Genomic DNA, 23537 nt, shown 5'->3' on the forward strand with positions numbered 1-23537 from the left:
AGGCAATGCCCAAACGGGTCAGAGTATGTGAGGGATTTATCCACTCCGTCAGTGGGGACTTGAATGATGGCGGGGCTCCCCGCTGGGCAAGGCGCTTCGGTGACGCAGACCGAACCGAGGGTTTTACCGAGGGTGGCTTCGTCCGTTTCCGATGGCAATTCCGCTCATGCAATTTGCTGCTTTTGGCTATGGTGCCGATGCGGCGCGATCCCTACACTGATCCCATCGATAGGGCACTGGTGCTGGCGATCCCTTCGGATAACGGCAGGGTGCAGGAGACAGAACATGGATTTCTATACCGAAGACCAACGCATGATTCGCGACATGGCGCGCACGTTTGCCAGCGAGCAGCTTGCGCCGAATGCGGCACAATGGGACCGCGACTGCGCGTTGCCCAACGCCATGGTTGCGCAAATGGGCGACCTGGGTTTGCTGGGGATGATGGTGCCCGAAACGTACGGCGGCTCGTACACGGATTACACGGCGTATGCCCTGGCGATGGAGGAGATTGCCGTCGGTTGTGCGTCGACCGCCACGATGATGTCCGTTCACAACTCGGTGGGTTGCGGGCCGATTTTGAAATTCGGCACCGACGCGCAGCGTGAGCGCTGGTTGCCGGATCTGGCTGCCGGTCGGAAAATCGGGGCGTTCTGCCTGACTGAACCGCAGGCCGGGTCGGAGGCCAATAATCTGCGAACGCGTGCCGAGCGCCGCGGCGACAAGTGGGTGCTCAACGGCAGCAAGCAGTTCGTGACGAACGGCAAGCGCGCGGCGATCGCTATCGTGTTCGCCGTGACGGACCCCGCAGCCGGCAAGCGTGGCATCTCGGCGTTCATCGTGCCGACGCAGACCCCGGGGTTCGAAGTGGGGCATCCCGAGCACAAGCTGGGTATCCGGGCGTCGGATACGTGCCCGATCACGCTCGTCGACTGTGAGGTGGGCGACGATGCGCTCCTTGGCGAACCGGGGCAGGGACTGAAGATTGCGTTGTCCAATCTCGAGGGCGGGCGGATTGGTATTGCCGCGCTCGCGCTCGGCGTGGCGCGGGCGGCGTTCGAAGCCGCGCTGCGGTATTCCGGCGAGCGCCAGCAGTTTGGCAAGCCGATCCGTGAGCATCAGAGTATCGCGAACATGCTGGCGGACATGACGACGCGTATCAACGCGGCAAGATTCCTGATCCTGCACGCGGCGGCGTTGCGCACCCAGGGATTGCCGTGCCTGTCCGAGGCGTCGCAGGCCAAGCTGTTCGCGTCGGAGCTGGCGGAGTCGGTGTGCTCCGACGCCATCCAGATTCACGGCGGCTACGGCTATCTCGAGGATTATCCGGTGGAGCGTCACTACCGCGATGCCCGCATCACGCAGATCTACGAAGGCACCAGCGAGATTCAGCGTCAGGTCATCGCCCGCGCGCTGGACTGATCGCGAAACGGCAAAGGTGGCAAGCGATACGGCGACGAGTTCATGGGCCTGGCGGCGACGATCGGCGCAGCATGGCTAAGGGGGAGGGGGAGTGATTCAGCATGAGCGCGCCGTCGAGGCGCAAGACGAAGTGTTGTTCAACGTGGTCAATGGGTTCGGCGTTATCACCCTGAACCGGCCGAAAGCGTTGAACGCGATCACGCACGGCATGGTGCGATCGATGTGGCGCCAGCTCAATGCGTGGGCCGACGACCCCGCGGTACGGGCCGTGCTGATCGAAGGCGCGGGCGAAAAGGCGTTCTGCGCAGGCGGCGACGTGCGAGCGCTTTATGAAAGCCGCGTGAACGACGCGAGCGATCACCAGGCGTTCTTCATCGACGAATACCGTCTCGACTATCTGATACACCGGTATCCGAAGCCATATATCGCGCTGCTCGACGGGATTGTGATGGGAGGCGGGATGGGCGTCGCGCAAGGGGCGGCGCTGCGTATCGTGACGGATCGCACTCGACTGGCGATGCCGGAGACGGGCATCGGCCTGTTTCCGGACGTGGGCGCCAGCTGGTTCCTCGGGCATTTGGCACCGACGCTGGCGCGCTATCTCGGTCTGACCGGCGCAACGATTACTGCGGCCGACGCTCTGTATTGCGGGCTCGCCGACGTCTGGCTCGAAGGAGACGCGCAGCAGCAATTACGTGCGGCACTCTTGCATTTCGATTGGCCGGAGGGCGCTCCGGCAAGTGACGCGAAGCTCGGCGCGGACGGGATGGGTGGCGCAGGACGGGCAGGACCGGCGTGCGACGCGAGCGAGGCCCACGGTGCAGGCGACGCAAGTCGGGCAGACCGCCATGCGTCGGTATCTGCGTCCGCCGATCTGCTGGAACGGCTTCGATCCATCATCCTCCCGCTGGGGCGCACGTGGACCGACGCCGCGCCGTTGGCGCACGTGCGCGCCACCCTCGACCGGCATTTCAGTGCGATCGACGTGCCGGGGATTGTGGAGTCGCTCGCCAGCGACGCGCAGACCCCCTGGGCCGTCGACACGCTCGCGTTGTTGCAGCAGCGCTCGCCGCTGAGCCTGTGCGTGACCGACCGACAATTGGCGAAGGGACGTCGGCTCGATCTGGCCGACGCGTTTCGCATGGAGCTGGTGCTGGGATATCACGCGTTCGCGTCCGGTGATTTCGTCGAGGGCGTGCGCGCCCTGCTGATCGACAAGGACAAACAGCCGCGATGGCGCTACGCCACCCTGGATGAAGTCCCGCAGGCACAGGTCGAGGCCTTCTTCGTCTCGCCGTGGCCGCAAGGCGAGCATCCACTGAAAGCGTTGGGAGATCATTGAACTTCGGCGAACGCATGCGACAATGCCCGCTTTGCGGGGGACCGCACCATCCGTTGGAGTCCAGATGCTTGTCGAAATCGCCCGTCTACTCTTAGACCTCGTCTTCTCGCTATTCGGCGCGTTGTTGCTGTTGCGCGTGTGGATGCAAGCGACGCAATTGCCTCCGCGCAATCCGCTCTCACAAGGGGTGTTCCAGTTCACCAACTGGATGGTGTTGCCGTTGCGGCGTATCGTGCCGGGCGTGGGCGGCATCGACTGGGCGAGCTTGATCGCCGCGTGGCTGTGCGGCATCGTCTATCTGGTGCTGATCACCGCCGTCGTGGGTGTCTCGCCGGTTGCGGTGTTTCCGCGCGGCTTGCTGGTGGCGTTGGTGCTGGTGGCCAAGTGGGGCGCCAACCTCGTGATGTGGATGACGCTGCTGATGGCCGTGCTGTCCTGGGTCAATCCGCGTGCCGCCGCCATGCCGATTCTCCAGCACTTGCTCGACCCGCTGCTGCGCCCGATCCGTCGCGTCATTCCGATGGTCGGCGGCTTCGATCTGTCGCCGCTGGGACTGTTCCTGCTGATGCAGATCCTGCTGATCGTGCTCGCGCGCTTAAGCCTTTTCTTCGCGACGCTCTGATGCATTGGCGGGCAGCGTCGCTGCCTGCCGACACTCACGGGCGGTTGAGCCGACGGGCCATCCCGTTGACTCCATCGACCCCGCTGCCGCTGCCGTCCTCGCTGATGCGGTCGGTGCGGACCGCCCGCTGACGACACGCCCTCCCGCTTGCCCTGCGTGATGCGCGTGCGCCATCGTTGGCCGCGCCGCTTACACGCGCTCTCCGCCCGCTCGCGCCAGCCCCAGCCGATGCAGGACGCGGCGACCATCCTCGGTCACGATCACTTTGGCTTGTCCCTCGTCGACATTGACATGCACCAGGTGCGCTTGCTCGAGCGCCGCGAGGTCCGGCGGTTCGAGCGCATCGGCATCGATAGGGCCAAGGGATGCGGCCGCCAGCAACAGCGTGGCGATTTCATGCGGGCTCAGCATGGTCATGCTCCTTGAGGCAAAGGCTTCTCGTCAGCGTACCGGGCAAATGTAAGCCCTCGGCTACGCCATGTTTACCGCACGTTACGACTCGCCTCCGACCCCACCTCCCCAGAAGATCCTTCGACAGTGCTGTGGTGCGGTGGCCTGACGGTTCACGTCGGTCGCAAATCGCCGCGCGGTGACGCCGTACGCCTAACGTCGGATCGCAAAGCGTCCGGCAAGTTCGTGCATTCGGGTTTCCCCTAGTATGACCGCTTTTTGCGTCTCGATGGCGGGCTTCCCCCTTGTTTTGACAGGGGTTGCCGCGAAACTCGAGGGGACGCGCGCTCGCCTCGCCCTCATTTGAACTATTTTTTTTCTTTTGACGGGGGGTCAATGAAAATATACTTTCTTCGTCACCCATAGAACGCCTTGGTCCATGATTAACGCCGATTCGTTGCCCGCCGATTTGCCGCTCACCGAGCGCATCGTGCGCGCCATGCCCGATCTGACGCCCGCGCAGCAGCGCATGGCGGCGTTCGTGCTCGACAACACGTTTCGTGCGGCGACCATGCGTATCGACGAATTTGCCGACGCCGTCGGCGTGTCGCTCGCCACTGTCAATCGCTTCGCCCGCGCGCTCGGCTTCGACGGCTATCCGCAGTGCCGGGCCGCGATGGTGCGCGGGTTCGAGGCGACACTGGCCCCCATCGAAAGCCTGCGCACGAGCAAAGCGCAGGCGAGCGCCAGTGCCGATGTGATGGCGGCGTCATTGGCGCAAGCCGCCGAGAACCTCGAATGGACGCGTCGCACGCTCGACGCAGCCACTTGCGAGCGTGCCGTGGACGCGATTCTGCAGGCGCGGCGCATCTACGTGCTGGGGCTGGGCGCGAGCGGTTATCTCGCCGGCCTGCTGCATCACGGTCTCGATCCATATTGTGAGAATGTGCAAGCGGTGGTCGGCGCCGGGGGATCGACGCATGCTGCGCGCCAGCTCTTCAAACTGCGCGAGGGCGATCTGGTGATCGCGCTCGCCTTCCCGCGGTATGTGACGGACACCATCACGCTTTGCCGACGCCTGCGCGGGCGCGGCGTGCCCTTGTTGGCGCTCACTGACAGTCCGACGTCGCCGTTGGCTCCGCTTGGCGACATCGTGATTTTCGTGCGCAGCAAGCCGCGGCTGTCCAGCAACTCTGAAGCGAGCGTGCTGGCGATGATCGACGCCCTGTGCGACGCCGTTGCCCAACGCGCCAAACACGCCGTCGATCGCGCGACGGAACTCACCGATTTCCTGCTGCCGTGGCTCGATTCCGCCTCGCTGGCCCCGGCGGCCATGGCAGGCCGTCCGGCTAACGTGCCGGCAGGATCGGCCGTGGGTCAAATCGTTACGCCGCAACGCACGGTGGCCACCACGGCCACGGCGAAGGCGTTGACAAGCGCGACCACGGCGGCAGGCGTCACGATGCAAAGCCAACCGAACCCGGCCCCACCGGCCATGCCCCGCCTTGCGCCGGGCCGTCAGGACAGAAAGGACAAAGCCTCATGAGTCACGCCCAACGCGCGGTCATCGCCATTCATGGCGGTGCCGGAACCATCAGTCGCGACACCTCGCCGGCGGAAATCGCGGCCTATCACGAGGCATTGGCCGACGCCTTGCGCGCGGGCCAAACCGTGCTCGCCGCGGGCGGATCGGCCCTGGAGGCCGTCACCGAAGCCGTGCGTCACCTCGAAGATTGTCCCCGCTTCAACGCGGGACGCGGCGCCGTGTTTACCCACGAGGGGACACACGAACTCGACGCGGCCATCATGGACGGTGCCACGCTCGACGCGGGCGCCATTGCCTGCGTGCATCGCGTGCGCAACCCGATTCTCGCCGCCCGCTCGGTGCTCGAACATAGCCCGCATGTGTTGCTCATGGGCGAGGGCGCGGAAGCCTTCGCGGCGGCCAACGGCGCCGAACTGGTCGAGTCGGGGTACTTTTTCACCGAAGGTCGCTACGCCCAATGGCAACGCGCGCTGGCCGATGCGGCGGTTGCGCTCGACCACGACATGCCGCTCAAGAAAGAGCCGATCGATCCCGACACCAAGTTCGGCACGGTCGGGGCCGTGGCATGCGACATGCAGGGACACGTGGCGGCCGCGACGTCCACCGGGGGCATGACGAACAAGGCGGTCGGCCGCGTGGGCGACACGCCGCTCATCGGCGCCGGGTGCTATGCGAACGATGCGACAGCGGCCGTTTCGGCGACGGGGACCGGCGAGGCGTTCATCCGTACGGTGGCGTGTTACGAAGTGGGCGCGCTGATGGCCTACGCGGGCCTGTCGCTCGCCGATGCCGCCGAGCGCGTGATTCATGAGCGGCTGCCGCGCGTGCAGGGTCGTGGCGGCCTGATCGCCGTCGACGCGCAAGGCAACGTCGCACTGCCCTTCAATACCGAAGGGATGTATCGAGGCGTGGCCCGCGTGGGCGAGACGCCCGTGACGTCCATTCACGAGTAACGCTCCAAGGCGAGGGGCCTGGCCGTCATCGGTCTGGCCATCGGTATCGCCGGCATCACTGGGTATCACTCGGCATCACGCCGAATCAAGATTCAGACCAGCAAGCGAAGATTAGCGAGGACAGGCGTGGCAGAGCGCAAGACAACCCCTACGATTTCGTTGCCCGACGAGCGCGTGCTCGACGTGCGCGGCCTTACCGTGCAGTTCGCGACGTCCGAGCGCATGGTCACGGCCGTGCGCGACCTGTCTTTCCATGTCGACCGTGGCGAGACGCTCGCCATCGTGGGCGAGTCGGGCTCCGGCAAGTCGGTGACGTCGCTGGCCGCGATGCGCCTCGTCGAGACCGGGGGGGGACGCATCGCCCAAGGCTCGATGGTCATGCGCCGCCGCAACGGCTCGCTCGTCGACCTCACGCGCGCGAGCGGCAGCACCATGCGCAGCATTCGCGGCGCGGACATGGCGATGATCTTCCAGGAGCCGATGACCTCGCTCAACCCGGTGTTCCCGGTGGGTGAACAGATTGCCGAATCGATTCGCCTGCACCAGGGCAAGGACACCGCCGCCGCGCGTGCCGAAGCCCTGCGCATGCTCGAACTCGTGCGCATTCCCGAAGCACGCCGCGTGCTCGACCGCTTCCCGCATCAACTCTCGGGCGGAATGCGTCAGCGCGTCATGATCGCGATGGCGTTGTCGTGCAAGCCGGGCCTGCTGATTGCCGACGAACCCACGACCGCCCTGGACGTGACGATTCAGGCGCAGATCCTGCAGTTGATTCGTGCGCTGCAAGAGGAGATGCACATGGGGGTCGTATTCATCACGCACGACATGGGCGTGGTGGCGGAAGTGGCCGACCGCGTGCTCGTCATGCATCGCGGCGACGCGGTGGAAGAGGGGCCGTCGCGCGACATTTTCGCGGCGCCGCGCGAGCGCTACACACAGGCACTGCTCTCGGCCGTGCCGCGTCTGGGCTCGATGCAGGGGACCGACCTGCCGGCGCGTTTTCCACTGCTGCGCTACGACGCGCCGGCCGACGCCAAGCCCGTGGCGGAAACGCCGCAACCGCCGGTGAGGACCGACGCCGGTCCGATCCTGCGCGTGAAGGATCTGGTCGCCCGCTTCGATGTGCCGTCGGGGTTGTTCGGCGGCGTGAAGCGGCGCGTGCACGCCGTCGAGCGCGTGAGTTTCGATCTGTATCCCGGCGAGACGCTGGGTCTCGTGGGCGAGTCCGGATGCGGCAAGTCGACCACCGGCCGCGCGTTGTTGCGTCTGGTCGCCAGCCAGGGCGGTTCCATCGAATTCGGCGGCAAGCCGATTCAGGATCTCGCAGGGCGCGCGCTGCAGCGGTTGCGCCGCGATATCCAGTTCATTTTCCAGGATCCGTTCGCGTCGCTCGATCCGCGCCTCACCGTGGGCTTCTCGATCATGGAGCCGCTGCTCGTGCACGGCGTGGCCAGCGGTGCCGAGGCCGAGCGGCGCGTGGCCGAACTGCTCGAGCGGGTTGGACTGCCGGCCGATTACGCCCAGCGCTATCCGCACGAGTTCTCGGGCGGGCAGCGCCAGCGTATTGCGATTGCACGGGCGCTGACTCTCAAGCCGAAGGTCGTGATCGCCGACGAATCCGTCTCGGCGCTCGACGTGTCCGTGCAGGCGCAGATCATCAACCTGATGCTCGATCTGCAGAAGGAGTTCGGCATCGCGTTCCTGTTCATCTCGCATGACATGGCGGTTGTCGAGCGCATCAGCCATCGGGTGGCGGTGATGTTCCTCGGCCAGATCGTGGAGATCGGGCCGCGTCGTGCCATCTTCGAAAACCCGCAGCATCCGTACACAAAGAAGTTGATGTCGGCGGTGCCGATTGCCGATCCGTCGCGTCGTCACGCCAAGCGCGAGTTGTTGACGGAAGAAATTCCCAGCCCGATCCGCGCGGTCGGCGATGAACCGCAGGTGCAGCCGCTGGTGGAAGTCGGCGCGGGGCACTTCGTGGCGCGTCACCGCGTGGCCGGCGCTTATTGAAGGTGATTCAGTAGTTCAGGCAGTCCCCAGTTGCAGTTCTCGTTGTAGCCACAATGCCCGCCAAGGGACGCAGTCGCAAGACGCGCTCGCGGCGACCCCGTCAGACAAGAAGGAGAAAGACAGATGTCGAAAAACGCTTTGTTGGGCGCTCGCTGGAAAACCGCGATCGCGTCCGTCGCCATGGCGTCCGCGGTGCTCAGTGCAGCCCCGGCGTTCGCCGCCAAGGATGTCGTGATGGCCGTGCAGTCGACGTTTACGACGATGGACCCGTACGACGCCAACGATACGCTGTCGCAAGCCGTTGCCAAGTCGTTCTACGAGGGCATGTTCGGCTTCGACAAGGACATGAAACTCATCAACGTGCTGGCCGACAGCTATACGGTGTCGCCGGATGGCCTCGTCTACACGATCAAGCTCAAGTCGGGCGTGAAGTTCCAGGACGGCACGACCTTCGATGCGGCCGCCGTCAAGGCCAACTTCGACCGCGTGACGAACCCGGACAACAAGCTCAAGCGCTATAACCTGTACAAGGAAATCGCCAAGACGGAAGTGGTCGATCCGCATACGGTGAAGTTCACGCTCAAGGAGCCGTTCTCGCCGTTCATCAACACGCTGGCGCACCCGTCGGCCGTGATCATTTCCCCCGAGGCGCTCAAGAAGTACGGCAAGGACATCGCCTCGCACCCGGTCGGCACCGGCCCGTTCGAGTTCGTCGAATGGAACCGCACCGATTACGTGAAGGTGAAGAAGTTCGACGGCTACTGGAAGAAGGGCTATCCGAAGGTCGACACGATCACCTTCAAGCCGGTCGTCGACAACAACACGCGCGCCGCCGTGATGCAGACCGGCGAAGCCGGGTTCGCTTTCCCGTTGCCGTATGAGCAGGCCGCTACCCTGAAGGCCAGCGGCAAGGTCGATGTGATCGCCGGCCCGTCGATCATTCAGCGGTATATCAGCTTCAACACCCGCCAGAAGCCGTTCGACGATGTGCGCGTGCGTCAGGCGATCAACTACGCCATCAACAAGGAAGCGCTGGTGAAGGTGGCCTTCTCGGGCTACGCAACGCCGGCTGAAGGCGTGGTGCCGAATGGGGTGGATTACGCCGCCAAGACCGGCCCGTGGCCGTACAACCCGGCCAAGGCGAAAGAGCTGCTCAAGGAAGCCGGTTACCCGAACGGCTTCGAGACCACCCTCTGGTCGGCTTACACGTTCACGACGGCGCAGAAGGTGATCCAGTTCGTGCAGCAGCAACTGGCGCAGGTCGGCATCAAGGCGCAGGTGCGCGCGCTCGAAGCCGGTCAACGTGTCGACCTCGTCGAGTCGGCGCCGGATCCCGACAAGGCACCGGTGCGTATGTACTACGTGGGCTGGTCGTCGTCGACGGGCGAAGCCGATTGGGCGCTGCGTCCGCTGCTGGCCTCCGAGTCGTTCCCGCCGAAGCTGTTCAACACGGCGTACTACAAGAACGATGCGGTGGATGCCGACTTCAACAAGGCGCTGCTCACGACCGACCGCGCCGAGAAGGCCAAGCTCTATACCGACGCGCAGAAGAAGATCTGGAACGACGCGCCGTGGGCGTTCCTCGTGACGGAAAAGCTGCTGTATGCGCGCAACAAGAACCTGTCGGGCGTCTACACGATGCCTGACGGATCGTTCAACTTCACCGATATCTCGATGAAGTAAGCGCCGCGCGCAAGTGTGACGTGCCCGCGCCGCCGGCATTGGCTGGCGGCGCGGTTTACCGCAAGACATGGTTTGGCAAGACGTTCGGCAAGACTGCGATGCTCAATTACTCTCTCAAGCGCCTGTTCGGCCTGATTCCCACGCTGCTGATCGTGGCTGTGCTGGTGTTCGCCTTCGTGCACATGTTGCCGGGCGACCCGGCGCGCCTGGCCGCCGGTCCGCAGGCGGACGAGGCGACCGTGGCGCTGGTGCGCCAGGATCTCGGCCTCGACAAGCCGTTGCTCACGCAGTTCACGAACTTCATCACGCACGCGGTGCGCGGCGACTTCGGGCTGTCGATGCGCAGCAAGCAGCCGGTCTCCGAAGAGATCGGCAGCCGCTTCATGCCGACGCTGTGGCTCACGCTGGTGAGCATGATCTGGTCGGTGATCATCGGCATGGGCCTCGGGGTCGCCTCGGCGGTCTGGCGCAACCGCTGGCCCGACCGGCTGGGCATGACGTTCGCCGTCTCCGGTATTTCGTTCCCCGCCTTCGCGCTGGGGATGCTGCTGATGCAGGTCTTTTCGGTGCAGCTCGGCTGGCTGCCCACGATGGGCGCCGATTCGTGGAAGAGCTATATCCTGCCGTCGATCACCCTCGGGGCGTCGGTAGCCGCCGTGATGGCGCGCTTCACCCGCTCGGCGTTCGTCGACGTGTTGCACGAAGACTTCGTGCGCACGGCGCGCGCGAAGGGGCTCAATGAAATGCGCGTGGTCTTCAAGCACGCGCTGCGCAACGCCATGATTCCCGTCGTCACCATGATGGGCTTGCAGTTCGGTTTCCTGCTCGGCGGCTCGATTGTCGTCGAGGTGGTCTTCAACTGGCCGGGGCTCGGGCGTCTGCTGATCGATTCGGTCGAGATGCGCGACTACCCCGTGATCCAGGCGCTGGTGCTGCTGTTCTCGCTCGAGTTCATTCTGATCAACCTCGTGGTCGACGTGCTGTACGCCGTCATCAACCCGACCATTCGCTACAAGTGAGGCACGCACCATGAACGCGGGTCAACCGACTACTACCGCCAACGCCGCGGCCTCCGCCAGCCAAACGCGCGTGCGCACGCCGTGGCGTGAGTTCTGGCGCAAGTTCAAGAAGCAGCACATCGCCATGGTCGCCGGGGCGTTTGTGCTCGCCCTCGTCATCATCGCGATTCTCGCGCCGCACCTCGTGCCGTTCGATCCGGAGAATTATTTCGACTACGACGCCCTGAACGCCGGGCCGTCGGCGACGCATTGGTTCGGTGTCGACTCGCTGGGGCGCGACATCTTCAGCCGCGTGCTGGCGGGCACACGGATTTCGCTGGCCGCCGGGTTCGGCTCGGTTGCCCTCGGTGCGGTGATCGGCACGGTGCTCGGGCTGCTCGCGGGCTATTACGAAGGCTGGTGGGATCGCATCGTCATGCGCATTTCCGACGTGCTCTTCGCGTTCCCGGGCATTCTGCTCGCCATCGGCGTGGTGGCCGTGTTGGGAAACGGCATGATCAACGTGATCGTCGCCGTCGCCATCTTCTCGATCCCGGCCTTCGCGCGGCTCGTGCGCGGTAACACGCTGGTGCTCAAACATCTGACGTATATCGAAGCGGCGCGCTCCATCGGGGCGTCGGACTGGACGATCATCATGCGGCACATCCTGCCGGGCACGGTGTCGTCCATCGTCGTGTATTTCTCGATGCGTATCGGCACGTCGATCATCACCGCCGCGAGTCTGTCGTTCCTGGGGCTGGGGGCGCAACCTCCTACGCCGGAGTGGGGGGCCATGCTCAACGAAGCCCGCGCGGACATGGTCAACGCCCCCCACATTGCCATCTTCCCGAGCCTGGCCATTTTTCTGACCGTGCTCGCGTTCAACCTGCTGGGCGACGGCCTGCGCGACGCGCTCGATCCGAAGCTCGACCGGCATTGATGTCTGCGCAGGAGCGCCGCATGATACCGTCGACGGACCCGCGCGAAGCCTTGTTCGGTGCGCCCTACGTGGGGCATCTGCCGGCCGGGTCGCGCCATGCGATCACAGACGTGCCGGGCGTGTACGTCGGTCATGCCACGCTCGCGCAAGGCCCGGTGCAGACCGGCGTGACAGTGGTGTGCCCGACGCCCGCCAACGCAGCCGCCGCGGAAGTGCCCGACGCCGGCTGGGATCCGTTCCGCGACAAGATTCCGGCGGCCGCGGCCGTCATCAACGGGTTCGGCAAGAGCGTCGGCTTGATGCAGATCGACGAACTCGGCGTGCTCGAGGCGCCGGTGGCGCTCACCAACACGTTTTCCGTCAGTCACGTGGTGCTTGGCCAGTTGCGCGCGGCGATCGCGGCGAATCCGGACATCGGCCGTGGCAGCCCATCGCTGAATCCGACGGTGCTCGAATGCAACGACGGTTATCTCAACGATATGCAGGCGTTTGCCGTGACCGAGGCGCACTATGCGCAGGCGCTGGCGAGCGCGTCGCGCGGTGTCGCGCAAGGCGCGGTCGGCGCGGGGCGCGGCATGTCGAGCTTCGGCCTCAAGGGCGGTGTCGGCTCCGCGTCGCGCATGCTCGAGACGGCTGGGGCGACCTTTACCGTCGGCGTGCTCGTGCTGTCGAACTTCGGCCGTCCGTCGCAACTGACGATCGCCGGCCGCCATGTCGGGCCGGTGCTCGATGCGCGTCTGGCGCAGCCGGCGCTGAGCGCGGCGCCGGAGCGCGGCTCCATCATCATGCTGGTGGCCACCGACGCGCCGCTCGATGCGCGCCAATTGCGCCGGGTCGCCACGCGTACCGGTGCCGGCCTGGCGCGCACGGGGTCCGTGTACGGTCACGGCAGCGGCGATGTCGCACTCGCCTTCACCACAGGCTATACGGTGTCGCATGACGCGACGGGCCGCGTTGCCCCCGCCGCGCTTGTGCCGGACGCCTTGCTCGATCCGATTTTCCAAGCCACGGCGGACGCCACCGAGCAGGCGATCCTGCACGCGCTCTTTGCGGCCGAGTCGGTGCTCGGGCGCGATGCGCACGTGCGCCGTGCCCTCGCCGACGTGCTGCCCGACTGGGCCTCGCTGTAAGCCTTTCACGACAGAGCCGACATCATGCGAATTCTGATCTCCACCGATATCGAAGGCGTCGCGGGCGTCTTCCACGCCGAACAGACCCGGGCGGGCAATGGCGAATACGAACGCGCGCGCCGCTGGATGACGCACGAGGCCAATGCGGCGGTCGAAGGCGCGTTTGCCGGCGGCGCGACCGAAGTGATGGTCAACGATTCGCACGGCGGCTTTCGCAACCTGCTGCCGGACGAACTCGATCCGCGCGCCCGTCTCGTGCTGGGCAAGCCGCGCTATCTTGGCATGGTGGCGGGGGTGGAGGCCGGTTGCGATGCGCTCTTCATGATCGGCTACCACAGCCGATCGCAGAGTGCCGGGATCCTGGCGCATACGATCAACAGCTTCGCCTTCGCGCGCGTGTGGCTGGCGGGGGAGGAAGCGAGCGAGGCCATGTTGTACGGCGCGCTCGCCGGCGAGCGCGGTGTGCCGATGGTCATGGCCAGCGGCGACGACGTCTTCTGCGAAGAGACGCAACTGATCTTCCCCCATGCGCATTACGTGCAGACGAAGGCCGCCTGGGGACAGGGCAGTGGCATGACGCTCAACCCGAGCCAGTCGTGCGACCTGATCCGCGACGCCGCCAAGGCATCGCTCGCGGACCCGCGCACGTGGCATGCCTACCGGGTCGAGACGCCCGTCGAGGTGCGCCTGCAGGCACAGACCCCCGCGCTGGCCGACCTCTTCTGCCAGTGGCCGACGCTCGAGCGCGTCGACGGCGTGACGCTGCAATTCGTCGCGCCAAGCGTCGAGGCGGCGGTTCGGGTACTGAACTGCCTCTCGGCGATGTCGTTCATGTTGCGCTGAGTGCCGTTTGGGCGCCGCCCCCCGTCCCATGTTGTTAAGGCGCTACTGAACTAGGGTTAGCCGTCACGAAATGTCAATGCCTGGCATGCGATAATCCGTAATATTTCGTAACGGCGGCGCCGTGTTATCGGTCGCCCCCTGGATTATTGAGCACCGGCGGGGCCGGGCGAGGCATCATGGATATCAGAAACGCCCGACGGTGGGCGGAACCCGGCGCGAAGCGCTACGTCGGGGCGTTGCTCGTGGTTTTTGCCGCGTTTCTCGTGCGCAGCCTGCTGCACCCGGTGCTCGATCACTCGATGCCGGGCATCTTCTTTACCTGCGCCGTCATCATTGTCGAATTCACCTGGGGATTGGGGCCGGCGATCATGGCCATGATCATCAGCATCCCGATTTTCGACTTCTTCTTCGTGCCGCCGTTTCGCGACATCGCCCAGTTTGACCGGCGCGATGTGCTGATCGTCTCCGGCTTTCTGTTGATTACGCCGCTTGCCGTCGTGCTGATCGAGCGTTTGCGCCGTGCCCAGTATCGCGCCGAGCTGATCGGCGAGGTCGCGCAGACACGCTATGAGATGCTGCTGCGCGCCGAAAACGAGCGCATGCTCCTGTCCGACTCGGTACAACTGGGCAATGCGCTGATGACGTATCTGACGAAGCACCTCGATACGATCTTCTATCTGTCCAATCCGGCCACGCGTTACGAGTTCATCGACGAGCATTTCCGCCGCGCGACGGGGGTCGCGCCCGACGTCGTCAAGCGCGAGGGGCTGCGCGCGCTGCTGCATCCAGAGGACGCACAGCGTACGGCGGGGCTGTTTGCCGTCGATGGCGAGCGCCCCCATCATGGCGCGCACAATCTGCGCATCCGCACGCGCGACGGCGGCTACGAGATGTGCCATTGCGAATTGCAGTATTTCCGTGCGCACGTTGGCACGTACGTGATTTTGCGCTTGCATGCGGGGCCGACGGTGCGTCCGGTCGCGCCGCCGCAGACGCTCACACCGGCAGCCACGGCGCACGCTGTCACCGAGACGCCCGTCGTCTCCGGCGGGATTTGACCATGTTCCAGGACGATATTTTCTACAAAGGCGGCGAGCACGCAGTGCTGATGCTGCCGGGGCTGTCGAGCACGCCGCTCGAAATGCGTCCGGTGGCGAAGGCGTTGCATCGCGAGGGCTACACCGTCTGGGTGCCACACATCGAAGGCTACGGACTCGGCGGGCCATGCTCGGACTGGCGCGCCTGGATTGCCGCCGCGCGGGCGAAGTATCGTGAACTGCGGGCGACGCACGCGATGGTGTCGCTGTGCGGTTTGTGTATCGGCGCCACGTTGAGCCTGGCCGTCGCGGAGGAGGAACCCGATGTGACAGCGCTCTCGCTGCTCTCCGTCACCCTCGTGTACGACGGCTGGACCATCCCGTGGTATTACCCGCTCATCGATCTGGGCTTCCATACGCCGTTGCGCCACTACTATCGCTATCGCGAGCGCGCGCCGTTCGGCCTGAAGAACGAAGTGCTGCGCGCACGCGTAGCGAAGTCGATGTCGCTGCACGATGCGTCCGAAATCGGCGCGGCGTCGCTGCCCCTCGCGCACCTGTATCACGCGCGGCGGCTTGCCGCGCACGTGCGCGCGCGTCTGGCTCGGGTGACGGCGGATTGCCTCGTCATTCACGCGGTGGACGACGACACGTCGAGCCCGCACAACGCGCGCATCGTCTACGACGGGGTGTCGTCCAAGGTGAAACAGAAGTGCCTGCTCGGCGAGAGCTATCACATTCTGACGATGGACAACGAGCGTGAAACCGTTGCTGACGAGACGCGCCGCTTCTTCCGCGACGCCGTGGCGCGCCGTACCGGCGCCGCCACGTCCGAGACGCGCATCATCTCGAAGGCGCTGCTGCGCGCCAAGCGCCGGCAGTCCGCCGCCTGACATCACGCGCCGAAGGCCGGCGCGTGATGTCATCAAACTGCCATCGATGGGCGGTTATGGTCGTGGTTTTCCGATACGGCCACCCGCGTTAGTTGCGGGTGGCGCTGCGCTCATCCGGCCATGTCCTCGCTCATCATCGAATCCGTCTGCAAGCAGTGGGGCAATACACGTGCGCTCGACGGTGTGAGTTTCACCGCCGAAGCCGGCTCGCTGGTGGTGCTGCTGGGCCCGTCCGGCTGCGGTAAGTCGACGCTGCTGCGCATGATCGCAGGTCTCGATACGCCGAGCGCCGGGCGCATTCTGCTTGGCGGCGCCGATGTGACCGCGCTGCCACCTGCGCGTCGCAAGCTCTCGATGGTGTTCCAGTCGTACGCGCTCTTCCCGCATCTCTCGGTGCGCGAAAACCTGTTGTTCGGGCTTCGCGTGCGCGGCGAACCGGCGCGCGAGTATCCGCAGCGTCTGGCGCGTGTGGCGTCGCTGCTCGGGCTGGCGCCGTACCTGGAGCGCAAGCCGTCGCAACTCTCGGGCGGTCAGCAGCAGCGTGTGGCGCTGGGCCGAGCGGTGATTGCCGAGACGTCTGTGTGTCTGATGGACGAACCCCTCTCGAATCTCGACGCCCAACTGCGTCAGGAAATGCGTCGCGAAATCCGGGCGCTGCAGCAGCAGCTCGGCATGACGCTTGTCTACGTGACCCACGATCAAACCGAAGCGATGAGCATGGCCGATCAGGTCGTGCTGCTGCGAGAGGGCCGCATCGAGCAGTGCGGTGCCCCGCACACGCTCTACGCCACCCCCGCGACGCGCTTTGCCGCGAGCTTCATCGGCACGCCGCCGATGCAGTTGTTGCGTCTCGTCCGCCATGGCGACGCTCTGGTGCCCGCCGGACAGTCCGGCCCGGCGCTGGTGGCGGCCGGTGCGCGCAACGCCGCGCTGCTCGGCCTGCGCCCGGAGCATGTGCGCGCGGTTCCGCCGACGTCGCTGGGCGCAGTGCTCGCCCGAGTGAGCGCTATCGAATATCTGGGCGCGGACACGCTCGTTGCTTGCACGCTTGGCGACGCAGGCACGATCACCACGCGGGTGCCCGGCCATCGGCCGTTCGCCGTGGGCGACGCCATCGGTCTGCAATGGGCGGCGACCGACCAGCATCTGTTCGACGCGACCTCCGGGGAACGCCTCGTGACGGGCGCAGCGGGCCGTGTGGCGATCGACGCTGCCGGGTCTGTCGTTGCACCGGAGGCCGCGCATGCACCGGCGCGGCCGCTTCCGGGGGCCACAGTGATGTTGCAAAACCCAGAACAACACGTCTGACGCGAGGGCGGCCACTGGGCCTGACGCATCGGCTCGGTGCAGCGCGACAGCGGCCCTGCATCGACAACCTGTCACATCACCACAACGCTTACATGGGGAACCAAACGATATGCGACGCACGATTCTGAAAACGTTTTCGGCCAGTTTGGCAGCACTGGCATTGGGTGGCCTGAGCGGCTCGGCCATCGCGCAGACGAAGCCGGTGGAACTCACGTTCTATTACCCGGTGGCCGTCGGCGGTCCGGTGACGAAGATCATCAACGATCTGGTGGCCGACTTCGAAAAGGATCATCCGAACATCAGGGTCAAGCCGGTGTATGCCGGGACTTACCAGGATTCCGTCGTCAAGGCCCTGACGGCCGCGAAGGCGGGCACGCCGCCGCAACTGGCTGTGCTCGCTGCCGCCGACGTGTTCACGTTGATCGACGAAGACGCGGTGGTGCCCATCGACAGCATCGCCAACACGCCGGCCGACAAGCAGTGGCTCGACGGCTTCTACCCGGCGCTGATGTTGAACTCGCGCGTCAACGGCCACACGTGGGGTGTGCCGTTCCAGCGCTCGACCATCGTCATGTACTGGAACAAGGACATGTTCCGTGAGGCGGGTCTCGACCCGGACCGCGCGCCGGCGAACTGGGCCGAACTGGCCAGCGACGCGCAGAAGCTCACCAGGCGCGACGCATCGGGCAACGTGACGCAATGGGGTATCAAGGTGCCGTCCGTGGGCTTCCCGTATTGGCTGTTCCAGGCGTTCACCACGCCGGCGGGTATCGAACTGATGAATCCGTCGGGAACCAAAACGTTCCTGAACGCGCCGCAGGCCGTCGAGTCGTTGCAATACTGGGTCGATCTCGCGACGAAGTACAAGGCGATGCCGACGGGGGCGATCGAATGGGGCACCACGCCGAAGGACTTCCTCGAGAAGAAGGCGGCCATCATCTACACGACCACCGGCAACCTGACCAACATCCGGACCAACGCCACGTTCCCGTTCGGTGTCGGCAAGATGCCGGCCAAGGTGCGCGGCGGCAGTCCGACGGGCGGCGGCAACTTCTATGTGTTCAAGAAGACCTCGCCGGAAGAAAAGCAGGCGGCGATGACGTTCATCAAGTGGGCCACTTCGCCTGAGCGTGCGGCGCAGTTCGGTATCGACACGGGCTACGTGGCCGTGACGCCGGCGGCGTGGGAAACCCCGGCGATGAAGCAATATGTGCAGAAGGTGCCTGCTGCGGCCGTGGCACGCGATCAGCTCGCGGTGAGCGTGGCCGAGTTCTCGACGCACGACAACCAGCGCGTGACGAAGGCCCTGAACGACGCCCTGCAAGCGGCGCTCACCGGCACCAAGTTGCCCAAGCAGGCGCTGGACGACGCGCAACGTGAAGCGGATCGCATCCTGCGTCCGTACGCTCGATGAGTCTGGCGCTCGCCCGACTTCGCTGTCAGTCTCGTTGAAATGCGGGGCCCTGAACGTCGCGGCGATCGCGATCTTCACGGCCTCGCCTGTTGAATCGATGGACCGTCGATGAATCGCTCCTCTGCTTCGTGGGTGCCCTGGCTGCTGTTGTCTCCGGCGCTGGTGCTGCTCGTCGCCTTCACCCACTATCCGGCCGTCGCCACGCTGTGGCACAGCTTTTTCTCGACGGGTCGCGCCGGGATGCCGTCTGTCTTTGTCGGCACCGAGAATTATCGGCTTCTGATCGACGACCCCGTCTTCTGGCAGGCGCTGCGCAACAACCTCCTGTTCGCGCTGGTCACCGTGCCCGTTGCGATTGCGCTCGCGATCGCCATGGCGCTGTGGGTGCACCGGCAGGTGCCGGGGCGCACGTTATTGCGCCTCGCCTACTTCACGCCCGCGATTTTGCCGATGATCGCCGTGGCGAACATCTGGCTGTTCTTCTACACGCCGCAGTACGGTCTCATCGCGCAGATTTCGCAGGCACTCGGGTGGGGCGATCACAACTGGCTCGGGCAACCCGACACCGCACTCCCGGCGCTGATGGTCGTGACGATCTGGAAAGAGGCCGGGTTCTTCATGATCTTTTACCTGGCCGCACTGCAACAGATTTCGCCCACCCTTGCCGAGGCGGCGGCGCTCGAAGGCGCCTCGCGCTGGCAGTTCTTTCGCCGCGTTCAGTGGCCGTTGCTCATGCCCACGACCGTGTTCGTGGTGATCAATGCCGTTATCAACGCGTTCCGTCTCGTCGATCACATTATCGTGATGACGCGCGGCGGACCCGATAACGCCACGCAACTGCTCCTGTACTACATCTATCAGGTGGCCTTCAGTTTCTGGGATACCTCATACGCGGCAGCGCTCACCGTGGTCCTGCTCACGCTGCTCGCCGTCGTCGCCTTCGTGAAATTCCGTCTGCTCGACTCACGCACGCATTATCAATGACGACCTCTGCCCGCCCGAACACACGCCCCCGCCGGCCCACAAGGCCAGGCGCCGCGCTTGCGGTGTTTTCCGCAACCGGTCACACGACGCCGCTCGACGTCGTCGGTGCATGGCTGCTCGGCCTGCTGTGGCTGCTGCCGCTGCTCTATGCGCTGTGGAGCGCGTTCCATCCGTCGGCCTACGCCACGCACTTCTCCATGAGCGCGCCGCTCACGCTCGCGAATTTCGTGCACGCATGGCAGGCTGCCCCGTTTGGGCGCTATCTTGTCAATACCTTCGTTCTGGTGACGGTGATCCTGGCGGCGCAACTCGTGCTGGGCACGCTGGCCGCCTATGCGTTTGCCCGCTTCACGTTTCGCGGCAGCGAGGTGGCGTTCATGGTCGTGCTGCTCCAACTGATGGTCATGCCCGACGTGCTGATCGTCGAGAACTATCGCACGATCGCCTGGATGGGACTGCGCGACACGATCTTCGGCATTGCGTTGCCGTACTTCGCGTCGGCGTTCGGCATTTTTCTGTTGCGTCAGGCGTTCAAGACCGTGCCGCACGAATTGGACGACGCGGCGCGCGTGGAAGGCGCCAACGCTTGGCAGGTGCTCTGGCGCGTGTATGTGCCGCTCGCCCGCCCGGTGTATGTCGCCTACGCGCTGGTGTCGATCAGTCACCATTGGAACAACTTCCTGTGGCCGCTCATCGTCACGAACTCCGTCGAGACACGTCCGCTCACGGTCGGCCTGCAGGTGTTTGCGTCGACCGATCAGGGCATCGACTGGACGATGATCACGGCCGCGACGCTGATGACCGCCGCGCCGCTGTTCGTCGCATTTCTGCTCTTTCAGCGCCAGTTCGTGCAGTCGTTCATGCGTGCCGGCATTCGATGAATGGCATGGCGGCGCGCGGCGTCGCGCGACCGCAATAGCAAAACGGCACGCTGGGGAGCGTGCCGTCGTGTCGCTTGCGCTGGCGAAGCCGGGCGCTTGCGGGCTTTGCAGGCTTACTTGTCGGTGGCCTTGACCAGCAGGATCGGCAGCGTGGTGATACGCAGCAGCGTTTCGGCAACGCTCCCCAGCAGCAGTCGGTTGATGCCGCGGCGGCCGTGCGTGCCGAGCACGATCACGTCGGCATTCCACGCTTGCGCTTCGCGCAGCACTGCGTCGGCAATTTCGTCGGTACCGGCTTCGAGCGTAATCATGTTCGTCTCTGCATCGACCCCGCGCTGCTTCAAGTCGGTTTGTGCCTTGGCCAGAATTTCCGCGGTTTCCTTCTCGAACGACTCCTGGCTCTCCAACGGCACGAAGCCGCTGTAGGCGCCTGCGGCGTAGGCGTTGGCGAGCGAGGGAACGACCGACACCAGGCGAATCTTGCCCTGGCTGAGCGCCACGAGCTTGACGGCTTCATCGATGGCGCGGTTCGACGGCGTGCTGCCGTCGATCGAGACCAGAATGCGTTCGTACATGATGGTGTCCTCTATGTGCGGGAAGTGCGTGAAGGCTTGACGCCTGGGCGGCATCGCGACGGCGATGCACGACAATTCGTTGGAATATTTTTCATTCTCGCATCGCGGGCATCGAAAGTCATCCCGCGACATGACGCGACTTTGACCGCACGCAAGCATCCATCGGAATGTCACGGGTCGGCGCGTATCCGCCGGGGGCGACTCGCGTCGAGCGGGGAAGGGAGTTTCAACGTCCGGAACGCCGGTCGGCCTTGGGGACCGCGTGACTTAGTTCGGCCGGCAGGCGATCACGAGATGGGCGACACCGTCCGTCACGTCGCGCGTGAGGACGTCGTAGTCCTTTTGTACGCATTGCGTGCGGGCGCGCTGGTCGCAGTCGCCGGCAGTGCTGGCCGAGCACCGAATTTGCTGGGTGGGGCGGCCGTCCGAGGTGAACAGCGGGGCCGACGAGCTGCAAGCCGACAGCGCAACCGTCATAAGCCCCGAGGCGAGCAGCGTGGCGATCTTGGCGAGATTTGTCATAGAGGTCGTCTTATAAGCTCTCGGGAGTATAGCGCGGCGCCGCGACGTTGCTGCGCAAGGCCGCCCGCCTTTGGGGCGACGCCTCGAGCGGGCTCAACGGGGCGTGTCGGCACGCGTGGCAACACTGACCCGTCGCTGGCGGCGCAGCGTGCGCAGACTGTCGAACACGATGAGCGCAACGCCGAACCAGATGGGCACGTACGTCCACAGTCCGCGCGCCGTGAAAGGCTCGCCGAGCACGAAGATCGACACGGCGAACAGCAGCACCGGCTCCACGTACCCGAAAATGCCATACAGGCCGATGGGCAGCAAGCGCGCGGCACCCAGTGTGCTCGCCAGTGCGCTGGCGCTGAGCAGGCCGAGCGCGGGCAGCCAGAACCAGTAGCGCGGCTCGCCGAGCACTGTGACGTTTTGCGGCCACGCCTGCCAGAGCACGACGACGGCCACCGGCGTCATCGCGAGCACTTCCATGATGAAGCCGCTGAGCGCGTCGAGCCTCAGCCGGCGGCGCAGCAAGAAGTAGGGCGGATAGCCGAACACAATGAGCGCCGTGACCCAGGACAAGGCGTGCGTTACCCAGAGTTCATGTGCGACGCCCAGCGCGGCGACGATGACGGCCGCCGTCTGCAGCCGGCTCAGACGCTCGTGATAAAACGTGCGGCCAGCGAGCACCATCGTGAGCGGCAAGAGAAAGTAACCGAGCGAGACGTCGAGCAATCGCTGTTGCAGCGGTGCCCAGACGAACAGCCAGAGCTGAATGCCCAGCAGCGCTGAGCACAGCAGCACGGCGCCGAGCAGCGCAGGGCGATGCAACACATGCGAGAGCGTGCTGCGCAGTACATGCCACCGGCGCAATGCCGTCACGATGACGAGCGTGCCGGGCAGCGTGAGCAGCATGCGCCAGGCGAAGACGTCCAGCCCGGACAGGGGCGCCAGTTGCGCGACGAGCGCCGGCATAACGGAAAACATGACGGATGCCGAGACAGAGAGCATCACGCCGCGACCGGAAAGCATGGGGGTCCTGTGAGCGGGGGCAAGGAAAGGGCGAGGCCCGGGTCAGACCGCGAGCATAGCAAATTCGCACCAGATCGGGGCGTGCCCGCCGTAGGGCAGCGGAACCGTCCGCGATGCCCGCGAACGCGTATGATCGCGATTCGTCGAGCGTTTTCCATTATTGCCGCCGCGTGCGGCATCTTTGCAGGAGATTCGTGCATGTCGTGCGTACCCGCTGTTGCCGAGTATGCGGCTTTCGCCGCTTCGATGGCCGATGCTGTGAGACCGCTGTCGTTGGGGTGGTTCCGCCGGCGCCTGGCGGTTGACGACAAGGCCGATGAGAGCCCGGTCACGATCGCGGACCGCGAGGTCGAGACGGCGCTGCGCGCGCAGATTGCAGCGCGCTATCCGTCGCACGGCATCTGGGGCGAAGAGTTCGGCAAGCAGGGCGTGGACGCGGAATTCGTCTGGTCGGTCGATCCCATCGACGGCACGCGCAGCTTCATCACGGGACACCCGCTGTGGGGCACGCTGCTTGCCCTGTTGCACCACGGCCAGCCAGTCGTTGGCCTGATCGACATTCCGGCGACCGGCGAGCGCTGGATCGGCGTGAACGACGCCGCCAGCGGCGTGCGCGAGGCCCGCTTCGGCGGAGCGGTGTGCGCCACCAGCCCGGTGACGACGCTGGCCGACGCGACCGTCTATGCGACGTCGCCCGACATCTTCGACGCGGCGGAGTATGCGCAATTCGAGCAGCTGACGAAGGCGGTCAGCCGTCGCCGCTTCGGCGGAGATTGCTACGCCTACGGGCTGCTGGCGAGCGGACACATCGAATTGGTCATGGAAGCGGGATTGCAGACCTACGACTATCTGGCCGTGGCGCCGGTGGTCGAGGCGGCGGGCGGCGTCATCACCGATTGGGAGGGCCGGCCGCTTACGCTTACCTCGCAGGGGCGCGTGCTGGCCGCCGCGAATGCCGAGCTGCACGCCGCCGCGCTGGCGTGTATTCGCGCGGACTGAGGCCGTCGACGGTAGTCATCGCCCGGTCGTC

22 protein-coding genes are annotated in these 23537 nt (G+C 65.3%); 18 read left to right on the plus strand and 4 right to left on the minus strand.

The window, feature by feature from the left end:
• The first annotated feature begins 285 nt into the window (after positions 1-285).
• The 3 genes from OYT13_RS06930 to OYT13_RS06940 all read left to right on the plus strand — a co-directional run bounded on the left by OYT13_RS06930 (position 286) and on the right by OYT13_RS06940 (position 3383).
• A complete protein-coding gene (locus tag OYT13_RS06930; RefSeq protein ID WP_017233657.1) occupies positions 286-1419 on the plus strand; it encodes an acyl-CoA dehydrogenase family protein in 1134 nt (377 codons plus the stop codon).
• Positions 1420-1510: 91 nt separating this feature from the next.
• Positions 1511-2761: an enoyl-CoA hydratase/isomerase family protein gene (locus OYT13_RS06935; RefSeq protein ID WP_268567515.1), complete on the plus strand. Its 1251-nt coding sequence runs from the start codon at positions 1511-1513 to the stop codon at positions 2759-2761.
• A 64-nt stretch (positions 2762-2825) separates the two neighbouring features.
• Positions 2826-3383: a YggT family protein gene (locus tag OYT13_RS06940; RefSeq protein WP_017233659.1), complete on the plus strand. Its 558-nt coding sequence runs from the start codon at positions 2826-2828 to the stop codon at positions 3381-3383.
• Between the two features lie 189 nt (positions 3384-3572).
• On the opposite strand, the gene OYT13_RS06945 is transcribed toward OYT13_RS06940, so the two are convergent.
• Positions 3573-3794, minus strand: coding sequence for a hypothetical protein (locus tag OYT13_RS06945; RefSeq protein WP_150564123.1), 222 nt, complete (start codon positions 3792-3794; stop codon positions 3573-3575).
• A gap of 418 nt (positions 3795-4212) precedes the next feature.
• On the opposite strand from OYT13_RS06945, the gene OYT13_RS06950 reads away from it, so the two are divergent.
• The 14 genes from OYT13_RS06950 (at position 4213) to OYT13_RS07015 (ending at position 20396) form a co-directional block, all read left to right on the plus strand.
• Positions 4213-5319, plus strand: a complete 1107-nt coding sequence (locus tag OYT13_RS06950) for a MurR/RpiR family transcriptional regulator (RefSeq protein WP_268567516.1) — start codon at positions 4213-4215, stop codon at positions 5317-5319.
• Entirely contained in the window at positions 5316-6272 is a 957-nt protein-coding gene (locus OYT13_RS06955; protein ID WP_150564125.1) for an isoaspartyl peptidase/L-asparaginase family protein, read from the plus strand. Before OYT13_RS06950 ends, OYT13_RS06955 begins: the two co-directional genes overlap by 4 nt.
• A gap of 126 nt (positions 6273-6398) precedes the next feature.
• Positions 6399-8285: a dipeptide ABC transporter ATP-binding protein gene (locus OYT13_RS06960; protein WP_268567517.1), complete on the plus strand. Its 1887-nt coding sequence runs from the start codon at positions 6399-6401 to the stop codon at positions 8283-8285.
• Positions 8286-8465: 180 nt separating this feature from the next.
• A complete protein-coding gene (gsiB, locus tag OYT13_RS06965) occupies positions 8466-9968 on the plus strand; it encodes a glutathione ABC transporter substrate-binding protein GsiB (protein WP_442796483.1) in 1503 nt (500 codons plus the stop codon).
• Between the two features lie 98 nt (positions 9969-10066).
• A complete protein-coding gene (gsiC, locus tag OYT13_RS06970) occupies positions 10067-10987 on the plus strand; it encodes a glutathione ABC transporter permease GsiC (protein WP_261938873.1) in 921 nt (306 codons plus the stop codon).
• A gap of 10 nt (positions 10988-10997) precedes the next feature.
• On the plus strand, positions 10998-11906 hold the full coding sequence (gene gsiD / locus OYT13_RS06975) for a glutathione ABC transporter permease GsiD (protein ID WP_017233666.1): 909 nt from the start codon (positions 10998-11000) through the stop codon (positions 11904-11906).
• A gap of 20 nt (positions 11907-11926) precedes the next feature.
• Positions 11927-13036 (plus strand): DmpA family aminopeptidase, encoded by a 1110-nt coding sequence (locus OYT13_RS06980; RefSeq protein ID WP_268567518.1) that lies wholly within the window; start codon positions 11927-11929, stop codon positions 13034-13036.
• A 24-nt stretch (positions 13037-13060) separates the two neighbouring features.
• Positions 13061-13879, plus strand: coding sequence for a M55 family metallopeptidase (locus OYT13_RS06985; RefSeq protein ID WP_017233668.1), 819 nt, complete (start codon positions 13061-13063; stop codon positions 13877-13879).
• 176 nt (positions 13880-14055) lie between these two features.
• Positions 14056-14937: a DUF4118 domain-containing protein gene (locus OYT13_RS06990; RefSeq protein WP_268567519.1), complete on the plus strand. Its 882-nt coding sequence runs from the start codon at positions 14056-14058 to the stop codon at positions 14935-14937.
• Positions 14938-14939: 2 nt separating this feature from the next.
• A complete protein-coding gene (locus OYT13_RS06995) occupies positions 14940-15809 on the plus strand; it encodes an alpha/beta hydrolase (protein ID WP_017233670.1) in 870 nt (289 codons plus the stop codon).
• Between the two features lie 120 nt (positions 15810-15929).
• Entirely contained in the window at positions 15930-17117 is a 1188-nt protein-coding gene (locus OYT13_RS07000; RefSeq protein WP_261938871.1) for an ABC transporter ATP-binding protein, read from the plus strand.
• Between the two features lie 109 nt (positions 17118-17226).
• Positions 17227-18531 carry an ABC transporter substrate-binding protein gene (locus OYT13_RS07005; protein ID WP_268567520.1) on the plus strand — a complete coding sequence of 435 codons (1305 nt, stop codon included), beginning with the start codon at positions 17227-17229 and terminating at the stop codon, positions 18529-18531.
• Between the two features lie 108 nt (positions 18532-18639).
• Positions 18640-19515: a carbohydrate ABC transporter permease gene (locus OYT13_RS07010; protein WP_017233673.1), complete on the plus strand. Its 876-nt coding sequence runs from the start codon at positions 18640-18642 to the stop codon at positions 19513-19515.
• A gap of 62 nt (positions 19516-19577) precedes the next feature.
• A complete protein-coding gene (locus OYT13_RS07015; protein ID WP_268567521.1) occupies positions 19578-20396 on the plus strand; it encodes a carbohydrate ABC transporter permease in 819 nt (272 codons plus the stop codon).
• Positions 20397-20509: 113 nt separating this feature from the next.
• On the opposite strand, the gene OYT13_RS07020 is transcribed toward OYT13_RS07015, so the two are convergent.
• From OYT13_RS07020 to rarD, 3 genes are all read right to left on the minus strand, one after another.
• Positions 20510-20971 (minus strand): universal stress protein, encoded by a 462-nt coding sequence (locus tag OYT13_RS07020; RefSeq protein WP_017233675.1) that lies wholly within the window; start codon positions 20969-20971, stop codon positions 20510-20512.
• A 267-nt stretch (positions 20972-21238) separates the two neighbouring features.
• Positions 21239-21493: a hypothetical protein gene (locus OYT13_RS07025; RefSeq protein ID WP_017233676.1), complete on the minus strand. Its 255-nt coding sequence runs from the start codon at positions 21491-21493 to the stop codon at positions 21239-21241.
• 93 nt (positions 21494-21586) lie between these two features.
• Positions 21587-22507, minus strand: a complete 921-nt coding sequence (gene rarD, locus OYT13_RS07030) for an EamA family transporter RarD (protein ID WP_268567522.1) — start codon at positions 22505-22507, stop codon at positions 21587-21589.
• A 198-nt stretch (positions 22508-22705) separates the two neighbouring features.
• Here rarD and hisN point away from each other — a divergent pair, with 198 nt between their 5' ends.
• Complete coding sequence (gene hisN, locus OYT13_RS07035; protein WP_026131901.1) at positions 22706-23506, plus strand: histidinol-phosphatase; 801 nt, start codon at positions 22706-22708, stop codon at positions 23504-23506.
• The last annotated feature ends 31 nt before the right edge of the window (positions 23507-23537 follow it).

The organism is Pandoraea sp. XJJ-1 (genome assembly GCF_026802345.1).
Lineage (GTDB): Bacteria > Pseudomonadota > Gammaproteobacteria > Burkholderiales > Burkholderiaceae > Pandoraea > Pandoraea cepalis.